Source organism: Polyangiaceae bacterium, assembly GCA_020633205.1.
Classification (GTDB): domain Bacteria; phylum Myxococcota_A; class Polyangia; order Polyangiales; family Polyangiaceae; genus JAHBVY01.
Map to the genome: position 1 here is coordinate 876,070 of JACKEB010000010.1, position 21,850 is coordinate 897,919.

The window sequence follows — 21,850 nt, forward strand, 5'->3', positions numbered from 1 at the left end:
ACGTCAAGGGTGCGGATCCGCGACGTGTGTGGCCAACTGCCGCCGCGCGGCTTCTCGCCGAGCCTCGCGAGCCTGGCTGGCGACACGCAAGAGCCCCCGATCGCGCTCCCACAGAGCCCACTCATCACCGCCTCGCTCGCGCCACTGTTCCTCGAACGCGTCACGTTGCCCCGCGATTTGCCCCTCGAGTCCGGCCAGCGCGGTGTGGGTCACGCTGCTTCGTGGGTCGAACTCAGCAACCGTTGCCGCCCCGATCAGCATGGCGCTCCACGTTTCTTGCCAGGCCGGGCCCAGGCCGAGCCGCCGAGTCACGCCAAGCAGGTAGGCAGACGCCGCGAGCTGAACGCAGGCGTCTTCTACCGTGCGGAAAGGCTTCAGGTAATCCGCGTAGCCGTCGCCTCTCAGCACCTGGTCGGAGCGCACCTTGACGTCGAAGCGGAACCCACAGTGGGTGATCTCTGGGCAGAATGGCGTCGGCCGCGCCGCGCTGCGCTCCACGCCGGGTTGGGAAGCTTCCAGGTGGACTAGCGCAAGGTCTGGGCGACCGTCAGGCTGAGTCCCCCGGCGGCAAACGACCAATAGATGGTCTGCGGATTCACCCAGCGTTGCCCAAGTCTTTTCCCCGCGGACACGAAAACCAGCACCATCGCTCTCTAGGGTCGTGGCGATCGCCCTGGGGTGCGGCCCGCCGCTCTCGGTAGCGCAGAACGCCAAGCGCCGCTCGCCGCGGGGATCGAATGACCCCGTCAAGCGCACCAGCGCGGCGCGGAAGCCTCCTGCAAAGGCCAACCCGAGGCGCGCGCTCTCCGCTCCAAGGACGATCGCTCGGGCACCGGGATGCTGAAGCTCCGTGCGCAGTTCACGCTCGCGCTGCCACCACGAGTCCAGGTCTGAGAGCGCCTTTGGCTCCGAGCGAAGCACGCGCTGGAGCGCCGCATGAAGTGAGTTCACCCGCCAATCACTAGCCAGCCGAGGCGAGGGCGCAAAGCCCGCGGGGCGCAGGCACTGGCTGCGCCCGTGCAGTGCTTGCCGGCAGTTTGCCGTCAGCTGCAACTGCGTTGCTCGAAGCGCCGGTAATCTCCGACTTTCTTGCGGAGCCGATGCGTAACTCAGAAATGAGTTGCGCTTGTTTCCTGCAGGTTTCACCATGCGGGAACCATGCGCCGCTTTATCGCTCTCGCCTTGTTGTCCCCGAGCCTGCTGATCGCCTGTGGCGGAGAAGACGCCGAGTCCAACTCCTGCGCCGGCAGCGACTGCGCTGGCTCAGGCGGGTTAGCGAGTGGTGGTTCCGCGGGGAATGGCGGTAACGCGGGCGCGGCGACGGGCGGTAACGCGGGCGCGGCGACCGGCGGTAGCGCGGGCGCGGCGACCGGCGGTAACGCGGGCTCAGCGACCGGCGGTAGCGGGGGAGCAGCAGGCGGCGCGGGTGGCACCAGCGGAGGGTCCGCGGGCAGCGGGGGAACCACCGCAGGCGCGGGCGGCACCGCGGGCAGCGGGGGAACCGCAGGCGCGGGCGGCACCACCGGCGGGGCCGGGGGAACCACCGGCGGCGCGGCGGGGACCAGCGCAGGCGGCACGGGGGGAACCACCGCAGGCGGTACGGGCGGGACTGGCGGGACCACGGGCGGTACCGGTGGCACCAGCACGGGCGGTGCAGGCGGTACCGCGGGGAACAGCGGATGCACCAGCTGTGGCCCGGTGAGCGCGCTGCGCATCTCGGAGGTGCTGTATGACGCCCCGAATGGTGACACCGACCGCGAGTGGATCGAACTCTACAACAGCGGATCCCAACCGGTGGACCTCGCTGAAGCCACGCTTGGGTACGGCGGAACGACGCTGCGCTCGACCACCCTCGATCTACCCTCGCTCATCATCGGCCCCGGCGCGTGCGTGGTGATCGGAGGCCCAGATGCGTCGACGGATATCGGCTCGCCGGTTTACGACGTCACGTTGAACCTGGGTGGTCTACAGAACGCGACCAGCAACACGGCCGACGGGGTCGCCCTGTTCGTTGGCCCAGCGAGCGGCCTCAGCGCGAGTTCCTTACCGTTCGACGTCGTGATCTACGGAGCGAGCAACAGCAACAACCTTCCCGGCAGCGACGGCAGCGTCCCCGCTCAAGGCTACGTGGCGGCGAGCGCTGCGGGAGAGAGCCTGTACTCGTCGCTCAGCACCCCGGCTGCAACCGCTTGGGGCATCGCGAGTGTGCCGAGCCCCGGTCGCTGCTTCGGTTTGGTGGCTAGCGACTTGTCGAACGGCGATAGTCAAATCTTCAGCGGTCGACGTCGTGGACCGGAGACGGGAGGTCAAGCGCTCGGTCTGCGCACGTTCAACGCCACTGCAAGCAACACCACGGTGCTCTTCGGCACGCAAACCGCTAGCTGCAGCGATGACGCGCAAGGGCTCAGCTGCGTGGTGCCTGCCGGTTCGGGAACGGTGGACCTCACGCTCCGTCAAGCGACCGGCGACGTGGTCTACCCTGGGTTCTACAGCTACGAATCCATTGACTACTGCATCATCCAGTTCCCGAAGGATCACACTGGCGCCGTGGGCAGCACCAACACCTTCTATGGTCGTGTGTATGAGAGCGGGGTGACGGAGGCCGCTGGTGACTCGGGGGCATTGGAGGTCGAGTGGGGCTATGGACCCTTGGGTGTCGATCCCGGACTCGCGCCCAGCACCTTCACGTGGCTAAGCGCAGCTTTCAACGTTCAGGCTGGCAATGACGATGAGTACGCAGTCGATGTCACGCTCCCTGGCCCCGCTGACGTGTACGCCCACGTGTTCCGTGTTCGACCGAACGGCGGCAGCGACTGGACCTACTGCGACCGCGACGGCACGGTGAACAACGACCCGAACGGCACGAACTTCTTCGATATCAATCAGGTCGGCCTGCTCGAAACCCAGTGAGCTCCTCTGGATTCACCCTGAAGCCAGTTAGCACTGCAGTTCCCCAGCGATTGAGCCTACCGGGCCGAACCGCTGACCGGTACAGCTGATCCAACGGCCGAGCGCTCACATAGAACGCAGCGGACGAGTCCCGCCTGTCGGTCGCTCGACGACCAACGAGCCGCTCAAGGGGCCGCACGGATCGTCGTTTCGACACTTTCGAGGCGAGAGCGGGTTTGAGATCGCCGCCTGCTGCGGCGCGCGCGTATGCTCACACGTTGGTGAGCGACTCGACCCCGAGCATTCCATTCGAACGGCTGATCGCCCTGGCGCCGGGCGCGGTGCTGGCGTGCGATGGGGTGCGCTGGCGCTACGCCAACCAACGCGCTCGAGCGCTACTGGGAGACGCTTGCAACGTGGACGCTCGCATCGTCGACTGCTTCCTCGAGACCGAAGCAGCGCGGGTGGATGCCTGGCTCCAAGCAGCGCGCCTCACCCCCTCGATCGCCGCGTTGACCTGCAGAGGCACTGGCGTTTCAGTGGAGGCTCGCGCGCAGGCCGTCGATTCCGAGATGTATGCCGTCTTCCTGCGGGACCTGACACGGCAAGACCTGCTGACGGCGCGACTCAAGGACAGCGAAGATTTCAAAGAGCGCGTGCTCGAGATGCACCCGGGTGTGATCTACGTGTTCGACCTGGTTGAACGGCGTCCAGTGTTCGTGAACCCGCAGTTTGCCAAGCTGTTGGGCTACGACGAAAACGAGAGCCAAGCGCTGATCGAGCGCTTTACGGAGCTGCTTCACCCTACGCAACTCGACGAGTTGTCGCCCCAGCTCGAGCGTTGGGAGACGGCGACGGACGACGCAATCTTCGAGACCGTTCACCGCTTGCGCGCCGCTTCAGGAAGCTGGCGATGGTTCCTCGGTCGCGACCGAGTATTCCGCAGGGATTCATCAGGGCGCGTCACACACATCGTCGGTATCACCACGGATGTGACCGACCGCGTACTCGATGAGCAAGCACTCCGCGCGAGTGAGGCGCGCTTCCGTGCGATCTACGAGGGCGCAGGCATGGGGATAGCGCTGTGCAGCCTACGAGGCGGCGTGCTCGAGGCGAACGACGCCCTCGCCGGCATGTTGGCGCTGCCGAGCGGCGAGCTGCGCGGGGCACTGCTGGAGGACTTGGTGATATCCGAGGAGCGCAGCGCGTTGCGAAAAGGAGTCGAGGCGCTGGGCGCGGCGGCGACCTACCGCGGGGAGCACCGCCTGGAGCAGCCTTCGGATTCCCCCCGCTGGGCGCAGCTCACGATCACCACAGCCGGAGGCGCGGACGCCCCAGGCTACCTGATCGCGATGTTCGAGAACATAACCGCAAGGAAACAAGCCGAACAGAACCGCGAGATTCGCGCCGCAGGACAGCTGCAGACGCAAAAGCTGGAGAGCCTCGCGCTGCTTGCAGGAGGCATCGCGCATGATTTCAACAACCTGTTGCTCGGCATGCTGGGCAACGCCGCGCTGGCCCGCAAGTTCATCGGCGTGGACTCCCCCGCGGCCCGCCACCTGGAGCTGATCGAGTCCGCCGCAGTGGCCGCTGGTGACCTAACCACTCAGATGCTCGCGTTCACGGGACGTGCGGAGCTCAACAAGACCAGCCTGGCACTCGGCAACTTGCTGCGAGAAACGGTGGATCTCTTGGCGGTGCGCACCGCTGCAGGCAGCGCCACGCGCCCCGAGTTCGTGTTCGAGATCGCCGATCAGCTTCCGGAAGTTTGGGGGGATGCCGGGCAGCTGCGTCAGGTCTGCATGAACCTGGTCGCCAATGCGACCGACGCACTGCGCGGCAGGCGCGGACGTATCTTCGCCCGCGTCACGCCACAACGGGTGCCAGCCTCGACGGCGAACTCGAAGCGCTTCCAGGCCACCATGCCCGACGCGCCTCCGCTCGGCGTGGCCCCGAACGGCTACGTCTGCCTCGACGTCGAGGACGAAGGCAGCGGAATGAATGAGGAGACGCTCAGCCGGATCTTCGATCCATTCTTCACGACGAAGCCGGGTGGCAAGGGACTCGGGCTAGCGTCGGTCATGGGTATCGTGCGCGCGCACCAAGGCATTATCCACGTAGAAAGCTCTCCCCAAGCGGGTACTCGCTTTCAGGTGTGGCTACCGAGCAGCACCGGCGTCGAGCGCCCGCCGCCGACCCCAAGCGCGCAGCAGCGGGGAGCCGCGCTGCTCATCGATGACGACGAGATGGTTCGCGAAGTAACGAAGAGCATGCTCGAACTGGAAGGCTTCGAGGTGCTCAGCGCAGAGAATGGCAGCCGCGGCTTGGCGCTGTTTGCGGAACGAGATGTCCAGGTGGTCGTGCTGGATCTGACGATGCCAGACCTCTCGGGTGAGGAGGTGTTCACTCAGCTACGCGCCCGTCGCCCCGAGCTGCCTGTGCTCTTCACCACGGGCTTCACGTCCCACGAGGCATCGGAGCGACTACTGCAGCACCCGCGCGTGGCGTTGCTCCACAAGCCATACCGACTGCAGGCGCTGAAGGAGCACCTGGAACGCGCGATCGGCCCAAGCTCGTCGTAGAAAGCTCCAGGGCCGGGAGCGCCTGAACCCACGATGTCACCGGCGCCCTCAGCCTCAGACACCGCGCCCTCGTGCAAACGCCGAAGCGGAGGGAACCCAGAGTATCCGGCCGTCCGGTGTGTTAGGCTTTCCGAGGCGCGAGCTGCCAACCAGAAGAGAACCGCCCGTGTGCACCCGCGAAGGGTGTCGACTCCCGCGACTGACGATGCCCACCGTCCACCACGGCAGAAAAGAGGTCCTGCTGAAGCTGGTCTACTACGGGCCAGGTCTAGGCGGGAAGACGACCAACCTCGAGTACATCCATGCGCACAGTCGCCCGGAGTACCGCGGCAAGCTCTTGAGCCTCACCACCGAGAGCGAGCGGACCATCTTCTTTGATCTACTCCCGGTTCACCTCGGCAAGTTCAAGGGTTACTCGATTCGCCTGCATGTCTGTACGGTGCCTGGACAGATTGCCTACGACGACACCCGACGGCTGATCCTCCGCAACGTGGATGGCATCGTCTTCGTCGTGGACAGTCAGGAGGCGGCGCTGGAGGCCAACATCCAGAGCATGCAGAACCTGGAGATCAACCTCGCGCGGCAGGGGATGGAGTACGACCGCGTGCCCATGGTCGTGCAGTACAACAAGCGGGATCTCAGCGACATCCTTGCCCCTGACGAGCTACGTCGTGCGCTTGGACTCGACGCAGACCTGATCCAAATCCAGGCGTGCGCCCGCGATGGAAAGGGCGTGTTCGAGACGCTGAAGTCCACCGTCAAGGAGTGCCTGAAGCTGGTCGGCGATCCCGCGCGAGCGCACGAGGGACGCACGCCGTCCATCCTTCCGGGGCGACGCGCAAGCATGTTCCCGGAGTCGCGCCCCTCCGCCCTCACCGAGCCTTCGAGCTCCGCCTTGCGTCCCCCGGCCGTGCCCCGGGGAGACGCTGGTTCCAGCTAGAGCGCTTCGTGGGGTGGCGGCTGCACAAATTCGCGGCTGCCTCAACCAGGGATCAAACCGTCGGGCCTGGCGACCGTAGTCGTCTCGGAAGCCCGACGACACATGTCCCCATTGACCCAGACCCGCGTTTTCGCTTGCATGCGCACACATTGGAGCGCGGGGCGGAGTCTTGTCGATGAGCAGCCAGGAGCCGGAAACGAGCGCCCTGGACGCTGCGATGGACCGCTATGCGGCGGGGGACGACGCGGCATTCGGCGAGCTGTACGCGCCCGTCGCGCAGCGGCTGCTGCCCTTCCTGCGCCGCATGTGCGGCTCGCTGGAGCGAGCGGAAGACCTGCTGCAGGAGACCTTCGTGCGAATGCATCGCGCCCGTGGCTCATTTGGCAAGGGCGCGGCGGTGATGCCGTGGGCCTACGCCATCGCCCGCAACTGCTACATCGACTCGTATCGGGCAAAGAAGAGCCGTCCGAAAGAGGTCTCGCGTTCCCGGGACAGCGATGCGCCTCCCTACCCCGAGCCGCACGCCGGCCCGGAAGCGAGTGGAGAAGCTCAGCTGGCTGCGTCACAGATGGCCGAGGTCGTGCAGCAGGCATTGGACAGCATGACGCTGGCTCGCAGAGAAGCCTTCGTCTTGGTGCGCTACGAGGGTCACAGTATCCGCGAGGCAGCAGCGATCTTGGGCACGACCGAGGGCGCGGTGAAGCTGCGGGCGTTTCATGCCTACCAGGAGATCCGCACGGCACTCGAACAGTCGGGCTTACTCCCGGCGGGAGGGGGTGAGAAGTGACGACTCGACCTCCGCCTGAGGCACTCGACGACCTGAACAGCTTCCAACTGGATCAGCTCGCGAGCATCCCAGATCCGGTCACTGGTGGCGGCCCTCTGCCCAAAGCGCCATCGACACTGGGGCCCGCGCCGACCCGCGCGCAGTTCTGGCGGGCGCGCAGCTGGGCCCTGGCAGCGGCCGGGCTGTGGGCATTTGGCCACCTCGGGATCCGTGCGGCAAAGGGTAGCTTCGACAAGCTGCCGTTGTGGTATTCGATCTCGTATGTCTTCGTGCCCTTTGCGCTTGGCAGCGCGCTCGCGTTCCTAGCGCTGCGGCGCGGCCAAATCGGACTCGGCACCAGTGCGGGTAAGCTGATCGGCCTCGTGGTGGGCAGCATCGCGACCTTCTGGGCGCTGGCCATGCTGCTGCCATCGCTCAACCCCATCGCACCCGAACCCGCCGGTACGATGAGCTGCATGGGCCACACCCTCGCCTGGGTTGCTGGGCCGCTGGTGTTGCTTGCGATTGGGCTTCGCGGTTGTTTCCCTGCGGGAGCGCGCTGGCGCAGCACTGGGCTCGGGGCCGCGGCGGGGCTATTCGCCGGTGCATTGACCAACTTGCAGTGCTCAGCGGGTGGTCACCTGCACATGATGCTGGGCCACGGTTCGTCGGCCGTGATCGCGGCTTTGGTCGGCGGGTTCTTGATCGCGAAGTTGTCGCGCGCCTGAACCGAGGCCGGCGCGCGTCGCTTCGCGGACCAGAACACATTCTCAGTGGTTCACTGCGTTCGCGCAGGGTTTTTGTCCTTAACGTGAGGCGGCGCATAGGCTTCTCGTGGAGTGAGTCTAGAAGCACCTCACAAGCCGCCGGCTTGGCGCTCGAGCCGCCAGAGCGGTCTCCTAGACGGGGCCGCCGTGTGCGTCGCTCTGGGGCTACTCAGCGGCTGCGCTCACGAGGCAGAACCCGCCCAGGTGCCGAGCAGCGCTTACCAGGGCCCCTGGTCGCCGCGTCCTTACTACTACGTTCCAGGCACTGTACCCGGCCCGAGCGCCTACCCCGGCAACGCCCCAGGTAATATCCCCGCGGCAACGTACCAAGCGACCCAGTCGCAGCCCGCACAATATCCCCAGGCGACTCCCTATCCTCAAACACCAATTGACCCGCCGAGTGCCCAGTCCCCGGTGACGCCCGGCGCGCCGTTGCCGCTTCCGCCCGTCCCCAGCAGTGCGCCGGCGCTCGCCTACTCTGGATTGTCCGCGGAGGCCTGCGGCAAGCTCCTCGCAGCGCGTCAGCTGCCGGTGCGCGGCTACACGCCGAACAAGGCGACTCGGGACGTGGCGCTTCCGGTTCAACTGAGCGGTCCGCTCAATGGGGTCAGCATCGTGATGAACGGCGCGAAGACCCCGGGTTCACGCGGGGACTACGATGTCCTCGACTGTCGCCTTGCGCTGAGTCTGGACGACTGGACCCGGGAGCTCGCTCGGCGCAACGTGCGCGTCGTCCGCCACGCGAGTCTGCTTCGGCCGGGCGCGGTGATCCGCAAGTCGGGGCGCCCGAGCCAGCATGCCTTGGGCCTCGCTATCGACATCGCAAGCCTCGAACTCGCCGACGGCGCGCGCTTCGAGATCCAGCGCGACTTCGCCGGAGCGATCGGTGCGCCGGTATGTACGGAGCAAAGCGAGCCAGCGTCTCGCTGGCTGCGCAGCTTGGTCTGCGACACCCACCAGAGTCGGGTGTTCAACCTGATCCTGACGCCGAACTACAACGCCGATCATCACGATCACGTGCACTTGGACCTCGAGCCGGGCAAGACCTGGTTCAACCTCCACTAGGGTCTCCGTAGTTCGCGTCGAACGCCGACCTGAGGTGCGCCTCCCGCCACCCTGCTGTCAGCAGCACACGTTTCTTAAACAAAGTGCGGCTTGCGTGTCGATTCGCGCGCCCCAGGAACGACGTATGAGTGACGCCGTTCAACACGGGTCAGTGAGGAGACGACCATGACTGCCACCCCACCCGCCCGCGCGCCCGTTGCGCCCGCCCCGGCCCCGAGCTGGAGCCGCTTGCTCCGCCAGGTGCTGCGACCGCTGCCCGCTAGTGAAGCGACCAGCACCACGAAAGATCGGCGACGCAGCCGAGAACGCGCCTCTCTGGCCCCTCTACAGTGGGGCTGAGCCTGGCGTCCACTCCCGGAGCCCGCTAAGCACACCGCGTGGAGCGGCTCGTCAACGGAGAGTTGGTGCAGGTAGACGTCAGCGCGTTGAACGACGATGGCTTAGGAGAGGGCCGCGTCGCAGGCGCTGCAGCCGTGATCGGCAACGGGCTACCAGGGGAACGGGGCGAAGCCCTCGTGGTGCACCGGGGACAAAACAAAAGCGTACTGCGCTTGTTCGAGCTCAAAGGCTCAGCTCACTCCGCACGCGTTGCAGCCGAATGTCCACGCTGGACACCCGCTAGCCCATGTCGACTGATGCATACGAGCGGGGAGTTTCAGCTCGAGTTCAAGCGCGACCTAGTCCGGCGCGCACTCCAAGCCCAAGGCCAGGGCGCCAACGTCGCCCCGACTGTATCCGCGGGAAAACAAACGGGGTGGCGCTCCCGGGTGATCTACCTCGCTCGGCAACACCGGGGTCAGGCGCTCCTTGGAGCGTACCGGCGCGGCTCCCACCAGGTTCAGGGCATGCTCGACTGCCTGCTCCCGGAGCCTGCGTTGCTGAGCCTGAGCGAGGCGCTGGTGGCCATCTTGCAGGAGTTCCGTGCCTTACTCCCCCACGCGACTGCGGCGCTCGACCCCGGCTGCGGTGAACCGCTAGAGCTGAATCAGCTGCGAGCCAACCTGGGCCGACCGGTTTCTCCCACCACTCGTGGCAGCGACGGTGAGCTGCACTATGTCACGCTGCGGGCCAACGCGGCCGGCGATTGCATGGTTTGCTTCCTCGGGGATTTAACCCCGGACACCGGGCGTGAGCTTGCGAAGCGCTGCTTGAAAGCTGGCGCTACGAGCGTCTTCGTCGGCGCGAGCGGCCCCGGAGACGCGGTGTTTGGCGCAGAGGCCCCCACCTGGGTGGCCGGTGCGAAGTCGCTACTCGACGAGGTCGACGGGCTCTCATTCGAGCTCCTGCCCCGCACCTTCTTTCAGGTGCACCGCAGCGCCGCCGCGCGACTCCAACGTGACGCGCTGGCTCATGTGGTGGGCGAACGCGTGCTCGACGTGTTCTCCGGTGTTGGCGCTCTCGCGTTGAGGGCCGCGCAAAGCGGCCGCCGAGTCACCGCCATCGAGTCGGTCCCCGAGGCGCGCGCGCTGGCGCTGAGCAACGCCGAGCGAAACGGCCTCGAGCTAGAACTAGTCGGCAGCGAAGCCGACCAAGCACTGCAGACGCTGCTCGACGCGGAGCGCGCCTTCGACACTGTATTCGTGAACCCCCCTCGCAAGGGGCTCGGTCCAGGCGTCGCACCGCGGCTGCTCGAGTTAGCTCCCGAGCGCATCGTCTACGTCTCCTGCAACCCGAAGAGCCTGGCGCGCGATCTGAGCGCGCTCGGCCAAAGCTACCGCCTCACCAGCGTAACCCCATACGATCTCTTCCCGGCGTCCGAGCACGTGGAGACCCTCGCCGTGCTGGAACGCGCGTGAAGCTACCGCCGCTCCACCGGGGCCACTTGCTGAAACGCTACAAACGTTTCCTTGCGGATGTAGAACTCGAAGGCGGTGAGGTGATCACGGCACACTGTGCGAACCCTGGCGCGATGACTGGCTTGGCGGTACCTGGCAGCGAAGTCTTCCTTTCAAGGAGCGACGATCCAAAACGCAAGCTACCCTACAGCTGGGAGCTCTGCCGTGTGGGCCGCGGACTCGTGTGTGTGAACACGGCTCGGGCGAACCCGATCGCTCACGAGGCGCTGCTCGCGTCGCGAGTCGCGGAGCTAGCGGGCTTTCTCGAGTGCCGCCGGGAAGTGAGCATCGGGGAGAGCCGCATCGACTTCCGGCTGGAGTTCTCGGAAGGTCCCTGCTGGGTCGAGGTCAAGAACGTCACCCTGGATCGCGGCGGGGGCACCAGTGCTTTCCCGGACTCAGTCACCAAGCGCGGCGCGCGCCACCTGCGAGAGCTCCGTGATCTCAAGCGCCGTGGGGAACGAGCCGTGCTGCTCTTCTGCAGTAGCCGCAGCGACACCCGCCGTGTGATCCCCGCACGCGATATCGACCCGGCCTACGCGGATGCGCTACTCGAGGCGCACACAGCCGGTGTGGAAATCATCGCCTACGCCGCGCGGGTCACCCAGCGCGAGCTTTGCCTCACCAACCGCGTCCCCGTCGAGCTCGAGTAGGCTCTACAACGCCGAAGACATCGCCCAGGCGGCGATCGCGCTCATGCAGCTCGATTGACGTCCCGAGCGCTGTATGCCGTCTACCCGGCGACCCGGCCGCTGCCGGCCCGAATCCGCAGCGCCATAGACTTCGTGGTGGCTTACACATCGGCGCGTTGAGAGGCGGCCCCAGGCGCCACTTCGCAGCGAAGAGCGAGGGGAGGTTCTGCGCGCCAGCAAGCGCGGCTACACTGCCAACTATGGCGAGTTGGTCCGAAGAAGATCTCGCGGCGTTTGCGCCCTGGGAGCGACGCATGCTGCGTTTCGCCGACGCGTTCCAAGGCGATCAGAAGTGGGTCAGTGAGCTTTGGATCTCGACCTTCATGCGCTCGATGCTGTGGTTCTCGGGGGGGCGTCGCTACCGCGTGGAGGGAGAGGACGTGCTCGCGAGTTTCGGTCCAGAGGACCGCGTGCTGTTGGTTGCCAACCACCGTTCCTTCTTCGACTTCTTTGTTGTGACGTTCATCAACGTCACTCGTTCTCGTCTCGGGCGGCGCGCGTTCTTCCCCGTTCGCAGTAGCTTCTTCTACGAGCACGCGCTGGGTGGCGTGGTGAACCTGCTGATGAGCGGGATGATGATGTATCCCCCGGTGTTCCGTGATCGAAAGCATTTGCGGTTCAACCTGCTCGCGCTGCGAAGGCTCGTGGAGGAGCTTCAAGTCCCGGGGACCGTGGTGGGGATCCATCCCGAGGGGACGCGAGGCAAGGGTCCTGATCCTTATGAGCTCTTGCCGGTGCAGTTCGGCGTTGGCCGCGTCGCCCTGGAAGCCAAGGGCGCTCGTGTGATCCCCATCTTCATCGTCGGTATGTCGAGCAACCTCGCCCTCGAGACCTTGCGCAACTGGCTGTCGCCGGAGGCGTTTCCCATCGACATCGAGTACGGCCCTGACATCGAGCTCGACGATCTGCGGGCGAAGGCCGCCGGTTCACGTCGCGCCAAGGTCAACGCTGAACGAGACGCCGCTGAGCGCTGCATGTCAGCAATCCGAGAGCTCGGAGCTCGGGTGAGAGCGCGGCGGGGGTCCCCCGTGACGGTCTCTGATGCCACTCAGAGTGCCGCGGAGTAGTGTCCCGAACGCACGCGCTGCGTGGCGAGCACGCAGCTCTGATCTGGGCTCTTCAGCTCGACCCGCGCCTCCAAGTGATTTGGTTCGTCGGGCGCCTTGCCGACACTGAGCTTGCTGAGCGTCCAGCTGCCTCCCAAGCGGTCTCCAATTCTACGCGGAAATTGGTAAGCTTGCCCCCGGGCTGACAAGGTCGCGAAGACCGGCGCTCCGCTGGCATCGAGCAACACCTCCCCGAGGCGGATCCCATCACACTGCGCACGCTGGCCTGCTGCGACGCGTTCGGTCGGTCGTGCGAGCTTCCGCGCTGGTCGCACCTCGGTGGGCGTCGCAGGATCTCGGGCAACGAGGCGAGAGACGCCACCGCCAAAGGTCACGAGCTGGGAGGTAGCCACGCTGGCGACCAACACCCAATGAAGACGCGCAAACCAAGCTCGCATGCCAGCTGGGTCGTCCCCCATCAAGTGACCACGCGAACTGGCCAGCGACTCGGTCGCGCGAGACTTGAGGCGTCCGAGAATGCGCCCGAGACCGCGCGTTTCCTCGGCTTTGCTGCGCGCTTCTTCTAAATGGCTCACGCGAGCAGACCAAGCGAGGAGCATGCCAAGGCCTGAAACTGGATCTTTCGGCAGCTTCGACCAGGTGAGAGAGCCATGCGGGTCAGCCTGTCCAAGGCTCGCGGCGAGAACTGCCAGAATGACAAGTCGTATTCGGGTACACATCGGGCACTTTCCAGTCCCTCACGGATGTGTCTTCGCCTCGTCGTACGCGGGAGAAGCGTAGTTCCCCACGGCAAAACCAGAATCAGAAGTCACACTTCCCACTTCCTGGTTACGGTTCATGGCTTGCCGTCTAGCTGATATTTACTGCGCTACCTCGCGACGCGGCCGGACACGTCTGCGTATCCGTGCAGAACAGAACGGCGGTACCCTGGGGATGCAGTAGCAGCGGATCGGACTTCCGGTTTGCGCGGGGAAACAACGCGCTGCGACAAAACAAGACGGCCGCCCGATGGGCGGCCGTCTGAGGGTCAGTTGAGGTCAGTAGGTTGGGGACGAGAAGCTAAGACTCAACCGCTGGGCGGCGGTGGTCTCGCGTTCGAGCGAACGCTCAGCCGAGTCACTCGCGGTACGCGCTGGGCCGCGCGAACCAGCAACAACTCAGCCGCTTGGGCCTCACGCAGTGATGGTCGCGGCGCGCATCGAAGACGAAGGCTTGTCCACGGAAACGCGCGATTCTTGGGCGCCAAGCTCGAGCAGCTTCAGCAGCAGCTCGTAGGCTTCGCTGGCCTTCGCGCGGTCGCCGTCGAGCAGCTCCGCAAGCGCCAGGCCGTCGGTGACCGCCATGACCAGGGAGGCAATGGTCGCCGTCTCATCAGCGCTAACTGCACGAGATTCCACGACTGCTGCTTCGAGGGTGTCGCGCAGACGGTTGCGGGTCTCGCCCACACCGGTCTGGACGTCGCTCTCGCGGCGAGACTCGGCCCAGAACTGCAGGCGCATCGCGAAGTCCTCATTGTCCCCCTGCGCGGCGCGGAAGAACGGGCGCAGGAAGCTTCGGAAATCACGCGGCTTGTGCGCGTCCGCCGGCTCGAGGGCTGCCTGTACTCGCGTCAGCAACTTGCGCTCGGCCAAGGCTTGCACGGCGTTCACTAGCGCTTGCTTATTCTCGAAGTAGTAGTGAACGACACTCTTGCGCATGTTCATCGCGCGACCGACCTCGGAGACGGTCGTCTCAGCTACGCCACGGTCGGCGATCAGCTTGGCGGTGGCGTTGAGAATGGCCTGAGCGCGGGGGCGCGAAGCTCGGCTCTCGGGGACGCCGCGGGTCTTGGGGCGTTGGGTGTTTTCAGGTGCGTCGTGCTCCATGGGGGCCGAGCGTGCACCAGAATTGGAAAGACGGAACAACTGAAGCGAAATAGGCGTGCAGTGTTCTCGTCACACTGTAACGACCAAAACCGCCTAAGATTCAGATGTCGTGGGATTCCACACGTCTAGCTCGCCAGTCGGGCGTTTGACTGAAAACCTAAAAAAATGATCGGTCTCGCTCCGCCGACCGGCCCTCACTCCCCGAAATGGGATCTGTGCGCGTGTCACCCGGTGCAGTTCTTGGAATCGTGCGCCGTCTCCGAGCGGAAAGCTAACGTCCGCTACCTGCTTTCGCAAAGCAGGGTGCTCGCGCCTCTCGCCGATCGCCGTCAGAAACGCCAATCCGAAGCGCGCCAAAAGCGCCATTCCCCGGACATTGCAGCGGCGAATACCTACCAAACACTCATGTCGGAGAACCGCCGTTTCCGTCCGGTCCTAGAGCTTTGAAGGAAACAGCGACCCAAGATCTGTTTCCACGCGAAAACGTCTTGCCTCCCCCCCCCCCCAAAAAAAACGCGCGGCCCCTGCACTGTCCCTCAGCGGTGGTTGTTGGCAACTGAACAAAACAGAAAGGGGCCCTGCGGCCCCCTTCAGGTCAACTGACTGTAGCTCCGCTCACTTCACGCGGGTCTCGCAACCGAAGTAGATGTCGACGCTGCCCTCACCCTGGGACTGAACCGCGGCTTGAGCGTCGGCGCACGAAGCGGGACACAACACAACCTGAGTTGGAGTGGTGTCGTTGTCGTAGTACCAGCCGCCGCTCGCATCGCAGTCGTTCGCACCGCCCACTTTGAACAGGTCGTTGGTGGTGCTCGGCGTACTGACCACGACGTTGACCTTCTTTGGGTCGATGTCGCCGGTGCTGGGCGTTGGAATGTCCAAGACGCAGTTGATCTTCGCGCCCGACTCGACAGCGGTCGCGACGGAGTCGAAGAATGGGCCCCAGGCGCTTGCACCGTCACAGATCTTCGCGCGGACGCCGCCGGTGCGGGTGACTAGATCCGTGTATGTCTCCCCGGACTTCGGTGGTTGATCGCCACCGGGGTAGCTACAAATCACGCTTGGATCCGTGTCGGAGCCCCAGCCGTAGATCCCGGTGAACACGTAGTCATCGAACAAGCCATTCCAACTCGAGTCGAGAATGCCCTTCGGCAACATCGAGCTGCTTGAGACGCCGGTTGCCCAGCCTCCGCCGCCCTTCCAGGTCTCGAACTGATCGGCTGTCAGCCGCGAGTTGTCGTCGGTGACGACCACGATCGTGCGCGTGGCTTCGGGTCGCAGCTCCGCGCGCCAGTTGGCGTCGGCCGGCGTCTTGGGCCCACGAGCGTCGCCGACCTGGTAGTTCGCGGTGTCACCCAGAGTGCCGAGGAACTGCTCGAGGGGCTGCTCACTCTTGATGTCGATGGACGACTGGAAGAAGTGTGTACCGTTGCCGCAGTTGCTGTCCCCAGCAAGAGGCTGCGGAATACACACGCCGTAGCGACCTGAAGTCACCTCGCCCACGCCGCGCAGGCTGAGCATGATGACTTTGTAGTCGAGGTCCTTGTTGCCGATGTTGGTGGCGAAGTTGTTGAGGCCTGCCGTCACCTGATCGATGGCCGGGGCCATACTCACGGAGTTATCGACGACCCAGATGATATCGACGGGGAGTTTCTCGACCTTCGCCGCTTCCTTTGCGACCGCGCAGGCCGCGTCCGGGTCGAAGCCGCCGCTCCCACCGCCATCTAGGCCGCCATCGAAGGTCGTGCCTCCGTTGGCCCCGCTGCCGCTGCTGCCCGCGGTGCTGCCACCGCTGCCAGCAGACCCGGCGCTACCGCCGTTGCCAATCCCATTGGAAGTACCAGCTGCCTCACACGCAATCAGCGCGAATGCAGCTAGGCCGAACAAGCGTCCCAAGCTCATCTCGGCCGATTAGCAGCCTCCGTGTCGAGTGTCCACGTGACCCGTCCAACATGAGCAAAAAGTTGCAGCATCGGCCGGCAAATGTGGACTCGTCACGCGCCGGGCGGCGATTCCGAAGTCGCGCCCCACAGCTGAGTCCCAGGTCCCCGCGCGCTACCCGCGCGGCTCAGGCGCCGCCGGTACCGCCCGCGGATGCGCCGCCTGCGCCGCCACTGGTTCCGCCCGTGCCGCCGCTACTCGAACCGCCGGCACCACCGGGACCGGCGGTCCCGGGATCACACGGTTGGGCCCCCGCGGCGTGTTCGCAGTGGGGGAACACCGCTTGGGTTGCAGCGCTGACGTGCCACAGGCGGCACTGCACCGAGTTGCCTTTGTCGATGCCGCTATTGAAGCCGCCCAGATCGGGCAAGCCCGAGCACTCTTGCAGACACGCGCCGATCGAACCGAAGGCGTCTGGGCAAACGTCGGCCATCAACCCGCAATAGCCTTCGCAGTTCGTCCCGCAGATTGCGAGCCCGGTCGCGTTAGCACCTCCAGGCCCCGCGGCAGAGCAGTGCTCGACCGGTTCACCGCTCGTGCGGGCGTTGATCGCCTGCTGTAGGCGACACGTCATTGTGTTTCCTGTCGGACCGTCGCCCTCGGGGATGGCCGCGCAGATGGCAAGGCACTGTTCGCGGTTTGGGTACTGCAAGAGCTCGCCGGTACAGTTGGTCAGCACCTCGTCGCAGTACTCGTTGCAAAGGGCGCTTGCCCCGCCTGCAGTGCCTCCGGCACCTGACGTACCCCCCGCGCCTCCGACGCCGCCGCTGCCACCGTTGTCGAACGTTGGATCGAGCTTGCGATCTTCGAGTCCCAGGAGGTTGCTGCAAGCAACACCACCAAGCAGCACGAGCAACCCGAAGCCGGCGCGTTGCCCCGAGGAAATCCTCCCCTTCGACCCAGACGGCAACCTAGTGGCGGCCATCAGAAACGCCCTCCCAGGAAGACGCCCGCATGCCCTGGGGCGACGGCTGGTGCGAGCCGGAGCTCGCCACCGCGAAAGCGCGCCGCATTCCGCCGACGCGCGCCGGCGGCCTTCTCGTCCCCTGAGGGCGCCGTGGCGTAGAGCACGATACCGCCAGCCAGCGCCAAGGCGCCGACTCCGAAAGCGATCGTGGAGAGCGTCGCGGCATCTTGTGCTTCTTGGCCGAGATCAACGCCCTTCTGACTGCACTGAGTGGGGTCAGCGCCGCGACAGTTGTCATCGGCCTCCGAGTTCTTCGAGCTGGCTTGCAACCCGAAGAAGGTGCCCGCGCCAACGCCAAGCAGGCCCACCACCCCAACTACGATTCCAAGGGTGCGCTGTCCGCTTCCGGATTCAGTGTCCACACCCACATCAGCACCGGGCGGTGCCGACTCAGGGGGCTTCTCGGCAGCGTCAGGCTTCTCGGGGGGCGGCTCGGCATGAGGCGGTGGAGCCGGCGCGTCCTCGAGTGGGGGCACGGCGAACGTCACGTTGCCGTTCGCTGGCACCTGAACTTCGGCCTTGTAGTCGCGCTTGCCAGGGGCCGTCACGCTGATCTGGTGGACGCCTGGGTCTACCGGGATTGCGGTCCCCCACAACGCCGAGTTCACCTCATCGCCGTCACGGCTGATCTGCATGCCGTCGACCCGCACGCTCTCCGGGACTTCCACCACCAGCTTCGCGAGCTTCGCTTCGAGGCGCTCCGCGCGACCTCGGGCGATCTTCTCGCGCTTGGCGTCATTCGACTTGGTCGCGAATGCTGCTGCCTCACGGAAAGTGGCCCAAGCGCTCGCCGTCTTGCCCGATTGCTCGTAGCACTCCGCGAGGTAGAGCAATGTGCCGACTCCAGGGTCGAGGCGTTGGCTCTCCTCCAGGCTGCGACAAGCGGCGTCGAAGTCCTTGTCCTTGAGCTGCTTCTTACCCTTGTCGAAGAGCGCTTCGGCTGCCGCCTTGTCGGCCGCCGAAGACTGCGCATGCACGCTCCCACTCGCGCAGCTCAGCGCGAGCACGCCCAACATCAGCCGGACGCGGCTCCCGAAGCCCCTGCGGCTTCCAAGACAGGTGTGGCCTCCCAGACAGCGGCGTCCACTCAACATAAACCAAGCCTCATACGTCGATCCCAATCCAAGCGTCGCGAGGGTGGCTCGCGAGAAACGCCTGCCCCACACAAGCAAAGCCGGGGCGGCATTCCAACTACTTTCGGTCTCCGAAGCCGCTGATGTCGAGGTCACTCGCCGGCTTCGGCTTGGGTGTGCTCGTCGCGCGAGGCGGCGTCGTACCCGTCGACGGCGTCGTACCCGTCGACGCCGTGGTCGCACGCGGCGCCGCGGGAGCACTATCCGGCTTGGCTTTCACCGCGCTCGGGGGCTCGGTCGCACTGTCGACGCTCGAAGCGGTGGGAGCCGGATCGCTCGCGGGCTCGCCCGTAGCGGCGACTTCCGCAGCGGGTTCCTGAACTGCCGGGGGCTCTGGAGTTACCGGAACCGCCTCCACGGAAACGGTAGAGGCTTGGGCTGGCTGCGCCGGTTGAGCGGATTCGACGCCCGTCGTGGGACCTTCCGAGGCAGCAGAGCGCGTGACCGCGAACGCCACGAGAGCTCCAATTCCCAACACGGCGAGCAGCACGGCAACGAACAGCGCCGGTCGGCGGCTCTGCGACTGCTGCGAGGGAACAGCGGCGTAGGAAGCGACGGTTGGAGAGACGTCCAGTTGCGACGCGCGTGGGGAGCTCGCCTGAGTTTGCAGAACGGAGCGCGGAGTGCCGAGGTTTACAGTGTTCAGAACGCGGGACGCGCGTTCAACAGACAGGTGGCTGAGCGGTGGTCCGAACTGGCTCAGTTCAGCGCCCATCTCGGCTACGTTGTCGAAGCGATCCGCTGCGTCCTTCTTCAGACAGCACTCCACGATCGCGATCAGCCCTGGCGGCAGCTCCGGGCGCAACTCACCTAGGGGCGTGGGCTCGGTGTTCACGATGTTGATGCAAATCTCAGGTACTGTTTCCCCACGAAAAGGCACCTGGTTGGTCAGCAGCTCGTAGAGGATCGCGCCTAGCGCCCAGATGTCCGTGCGTTGGTCCACCTGCTTGGAGGACTGCATTTGTTCCGGCGCCATGTACTGGGGTGAGCCCATGACCGACGACGTCTTGGTCAAGCGCACGTCTTGGTCAGTTACCTTCGAGATGCCGAAGTCCAAGACCTTGATGATGCGCGAGCCGTCGGTTCGCTCCGCGAGGAACAAGTTCGCCGGTTTCAGGTCACGGTGCACAATGCCCGCGGCGTGGGCCTCGGCCAGCGCCTCGCACGCCTGCAACACGTACTCCACGGCGCGCTCGACATCCATGCGGCCGTTCTGCTCGAGCTCGTCAGCCAGATCACGACCCTCAAGGTATTCCATGACCATGAAGGGCGCGCCGCTCGCGCTCACTCCAACGTCAAGCACTCGGCAGACGTGTTGGCTCTGGATGCGAACGGCGGCCTTCGCTTCGCGTTGGAAGCGAGCGCCCGCCTCAGGATGTTCCGCAAACTCCGGGAGCAGGAACTTGATTGCGACTTGTTGATCGAGAACTTGGTGCATCGCTGCAACGACGACGCCCATCCCTCCGATGCCGAGCACACGCTCCACGCGGTACTTGTCCGCGATGACGTCTCCAACTTTGACCGGCGTGCCCGTGTTCATACTCGTCCCCACGCGCCGGGCCCCTGACCCGGTGAGATCGTCGCTTGGCTCTTCAGACTCTGTGAGCTTCGCTGACTGATCGATCGACATAGGATGCACATGGATACGGGTTAGACGCTTGACAAGATCGTCTGGGGTGGCGTTTTGCCAGGTTTAACCGACGATCCAGCCTCGACGCTGTAGGGTGATGTCGGCGCAACGTGGCCAAGAACACCCGCGCCCCCTCTCTCGGATGAAAGAGGCATCGGTCCGCGGCGCTGAGTGCGCAAGGCGGCGCTCCAAGAGTGTTCCAAACGAGTGGGGCAGGAGCTGGTTTCATCGTCAAGCGACGCGGGTTTCCTTTCGCGTGGCGGGCGTGGCGATCGGGAACGTTGATCTCGAGGCACCGGTTTACTTCTGAGCGGCGTCCGTGCGAGCGTGCAGCGCATGCCAGGCCTCCCGAATCGGCGCGCTATCACCGGCTTTTCTGCGATTGGCGCGTGTTGCCTGACACTTTGCCTGAGCGCATGTGAGCGGCAGCCCAGTCAGGCGGCCAACCCCGCGCCTCCAGCGCCTGAGGCCACCCCGCTACCTGAAGCCAGCATGCACGCGCCGGACGCGCCGCCACCTCCTCCGCCGACGCCAGAAGAGCACGCGGCGGATTTGGCGAAGCGGTTCATCATCCTCGACGGCCATGTCGACGTCCCGCACCGACTGTTCTCGCAGAAGGAGGACGGCAAGCCAGTAGCGGATGTCTCTGAGAAGACGGATGAGGGCAACTTCGACTACCCGCGGGCGCGCGAAGGTGGTCTCGATGCTCCGTTCATGAGCATCTACGTCGCCGCCCGCTACGAGCGCAACGGCGCGTACAAGCACGCGGAGGAGCTCATCGACATGGTGGAGAACCTCGCGCGCACCCACAGCGACAAATTCGCGTTGGCGAAATCGCCAGCCGAAGTCCGAGCGAATTTCCAGGCGGGAAAAGTGTCGCTGCCGATGGGCATGGAGAACGGTTCGCCGATCGAAGGCAAGCTCAGCAACGTCGAGTATTTTCAGAAGCGGGGCATCCGCTACATCACCCTCGCCCACTCCAAAGACAATCACATCTCTGATTCGTCGTACGACGACCGCCACGTGAACAAGGGACTGAGCGCGTTCGGCAAGCAAGTCGTCAAGGAGATGAACCGCGTCGGCATCATGATCGACGTCTCCCACATCTCCGACGACGCGTTCTGGCAGGTGATGGCGCTGAGCAAGGTGCCAGCCATCGCGAGCCACTCGAGCTGCCGTCACTACACCCCCGACTGGCCGCGCAACATGTCCGACGAGATGATCCAGGCGCTGGCGAAAGCAGGCGGCGTGATTCAGATCAACTTCGGCTCGGGCTTCATCGACGACGAAGCACGCAAGCAGAGTTCGAAACTCTGGAACGTCTTGGGCGTACAGGCGAAGGCCAAACACCTAGTGCATGGCACGTCTGCCTATTCGGCGTTCGCAGAAGACTTCTGGAAGACGCACCCGATCAAGCGCGCCACCGTGGAGCAGGTCGCTGATCACGTCGAGCACGTCGTGAAAATCGCCGGAGTCGATCACGTGGGCCTGGGGTCTGACTTCGATGGGGTTGGCGACACGCTCCCAATCGGTCTCGAAGACGCCTCCGCCTATCCGAACCTGATCAAGGTGCTGATCGAACGCGGCTGGAGCGACGCGGACATCGAAAAGCTGTGCTCGGGCAATGTGCTCCGAGTCTGGCAAAAAACCGAAGACTACGCCGCTGCCCAGCGAAAGCCCTGAGCCGCCAAGCTCGCCCGCCCCCTGCAGC

17 protein-coding genes are annotated in these 21,850 nt (G+C 65.2%); 10 read left to right on the forward strand and 7 right to left on the reverse strand.

All coding sequences use genetic code 11. From position 1 onward, the window contains the following. Positions 1-3: 3 nt before the first annotated feature. Positions 4-951, reverse strand: a complete 948-nt coding sequence (locus H6718_03580; GenBank protein ID MCB9584448.1) for an acyl-CoA dehydrogenase family protein — start codon at positions 949-951, stop codon at positions 4-6. A gap of 207 nt (positions 952-1,158) precedes the next feature. On the opposite strand from H6718_03580, the gene H6718_03585 reads away from it, so the two are divergent. From H6718_03585 to H6718_03625, 9 genes are all read left to right on the forward strand, one after another. Beyond that, complete coding sequence (locus tag H6718_03585; GenBank protein ID MCB9584449.1) at positions 1,159-2,910, forward strand: lamin tail domain-containing protein; 1,752 nt, start codon at positions 1,159-1,161, stop codon at positions 2,908-2,910. A gap of 260 nt (positions 2,911-3,170) precedes the next feature. Then, entirely contained in the window at positions 3,171-5,471 is a 2,301-nt protein-coding gene (locus H6718_03590) for a PAS domain S-box protein (GenBank protein ID MCB9584450.1), read from the forward strand. Positions 5,472-5,676: 205 nt separating this feature from the next. Beyond that, the gene (locus H6718_03595; protein MCB9584451.1) at positions 5,677-6,411 is read left to right on the forward strand and encodes a GTPase domain-containing protein; all 735 of its coding nucleotides are present in this window, start codon (positions 5,677-5,679) and stop codon (positions 6,409-6,411) included. Positions 6,412-6,586: 175 nt separating this feature from the next. Further along, positions 6,587-7,198 (forward strand): RNA polymerase sigma factor, encoded by a 612-nt coding sequence (locus H6718_03600; GenBank protein ID MCB9584452.1) that lies wholly within the window; start codon positions 6,587-6,589, stop codon positions 7,196-7,198. Then, positions 7,195-7,905, forward strand: a complete 711-nt coding sequence (locus H6718_03605) for a hypothetical protein (GenBank protein ID MCB9584453.1) — start codon at positions 7,195-7,197, stop codon at positions 7,903-7,905. The genes H6718_03600 and H6718_03605 overlap by 4 nt, the downstream gene beginning before the upstream one ends. Positions 7,906-8,016: 111 nt before the next feature. Beyond that, complete coding sequence (locus H6718_03610; GenBank protein MCB9584454.1) at positions 8,017-9,009, forward strand: extensin family protein; 993 nt, start codon at positions 8,017-8,019, stop codon at positions 9,007-9,009. Positions 9,010-9,386: 377 nt separating this feature from the next. Next, a complete protein-coding gene (locus H6718_03615; protein ID MCB9584455.1) occupies positions 9,387-10,805 on the forward strand; it encodes a class I SAM-dependent RNA methyltransferase in 1,419 nt (472 codons plus the stop codon). After that, complete coding sequence (gene sfsA / locus H6718_03620; GenBank protein MCB9584456.1) at positions 10,802-11,497, forward strand: DNA/RNA nuclease SfsA; 696 nt, start codon at positions 10,802-10,804, stop codon at positions 11,495-11,497. Before H6718_03615 ends, sfsA begins: the two co-directional genes overlap by 4 nt. A 239-nt stretch (positions 11,498-11,736) precedes the next feature. Next, a complete protein-coding gene (locus H6718_03625) occupies positions 11,737-12,603 on the forward strand; it encodes a 1-acyl-sn-glycerol-3-phosphate acyltransferase (protein ID MCB9584457.1) in 867 nt (288 codons plus the stop codon). Here H6718_03625 and H6718_03630 read toward each other — a convergent pair. The 6 genes from H6718_03630 to H6718_03655 all read right to left on the reverse strand — a co-directional run bounded on the left by H6718_03630 (position 12,585) and on the right by H6718_03655 (position 20,139). Further along, positions 12,585-13,178, reverse strand: a complete 594-nt coding sequence (locus H6718_03630; protein ID MCB9584458.1) for a hypothetical protein — start codon at positions 13,176-13,178, stop codon at positions 12,585-12,587. The genes H6718_03625 and H6718_03630 overlap by 19 nt on opposite strands. 597 nt (positions 13,179-13,775) lie before the next feature. Beyond that, positions 13,776-14,468, reverse strand: coding sequence for a TetR family transcriptional regulator C-terminal domain-containing protein (locus tag H6718_03635; GenBank protein ID MCB9584459.1), 693 nt, complete (start codon positions 14,466-14,468; stop codon positions 13,776-13,778). A 615-nt stretch (positions 14,469-15,083) separates the two neighbouring features. Then, positions 15,084-16,370: a hypothetical protein gene (locus H6718_03640; GenBank protein ID MCB9584460.1), complete on the reverse strand. Its 1,287-nt coding sequence runs from the start codon at positions 16,368-16,370 to the stop codon at positions 15,084-15,086. 166 nt (positions 16,371-16,536) lie between these two features. Further along, entirely contained in the window at positions 16,537-17,334 is a 798-nt protein-coding gene (locus tag H6718_03645; GenBank protein MCB9584461.1) for a hypothetical protein, read from the reverse strand. Continuing rightward, positions 17,334-18,392 carry a hypothetical protein gene (locus H6718_03650; GenBank protein ID MCB9584462.1) on the reverse strand — a complete coding sequence of 353 codons (1,059 nt, stop codon included), beginning with the start codon at positions 18,390-18,392 and terminating at the stop codon, positions 17,334-17,336. The genes H6718_03645 and H6718_03650 overlap by 1 nt, the downstream gene beginning before the upstream one ends. 175 nt (positions 18,393-18,567) lie before the next feature. After that, positions 18,568-20,139 (reverse strand): protein kinase, encoded by a 1,572-nt coding sequence (locus tag H6718_03655; GenBank protein ID MCB9584463.1) that lies wholly within the window; start codon positions 20,137-20,139, stop codon positions 18,568-18,570. Between the two features lie 336 nt (positions 20,140-20,475). Here H6718_03655 and H6718_03660 point away from each other — a divergent pair, with 336 nt between their 5' ends. Then, positions 20,476-21,822, forward strand: a complete 1,347-nt coding sequence (locus H6718_03660; GenBank protein ID MCB9584464.1) for a membrane dipeptidase — start codon at positions 20,476-20,478, stop codon at positions 21,820-21,822. Positions 21,823-21,850: the final 28 nt, after the last annotated feature.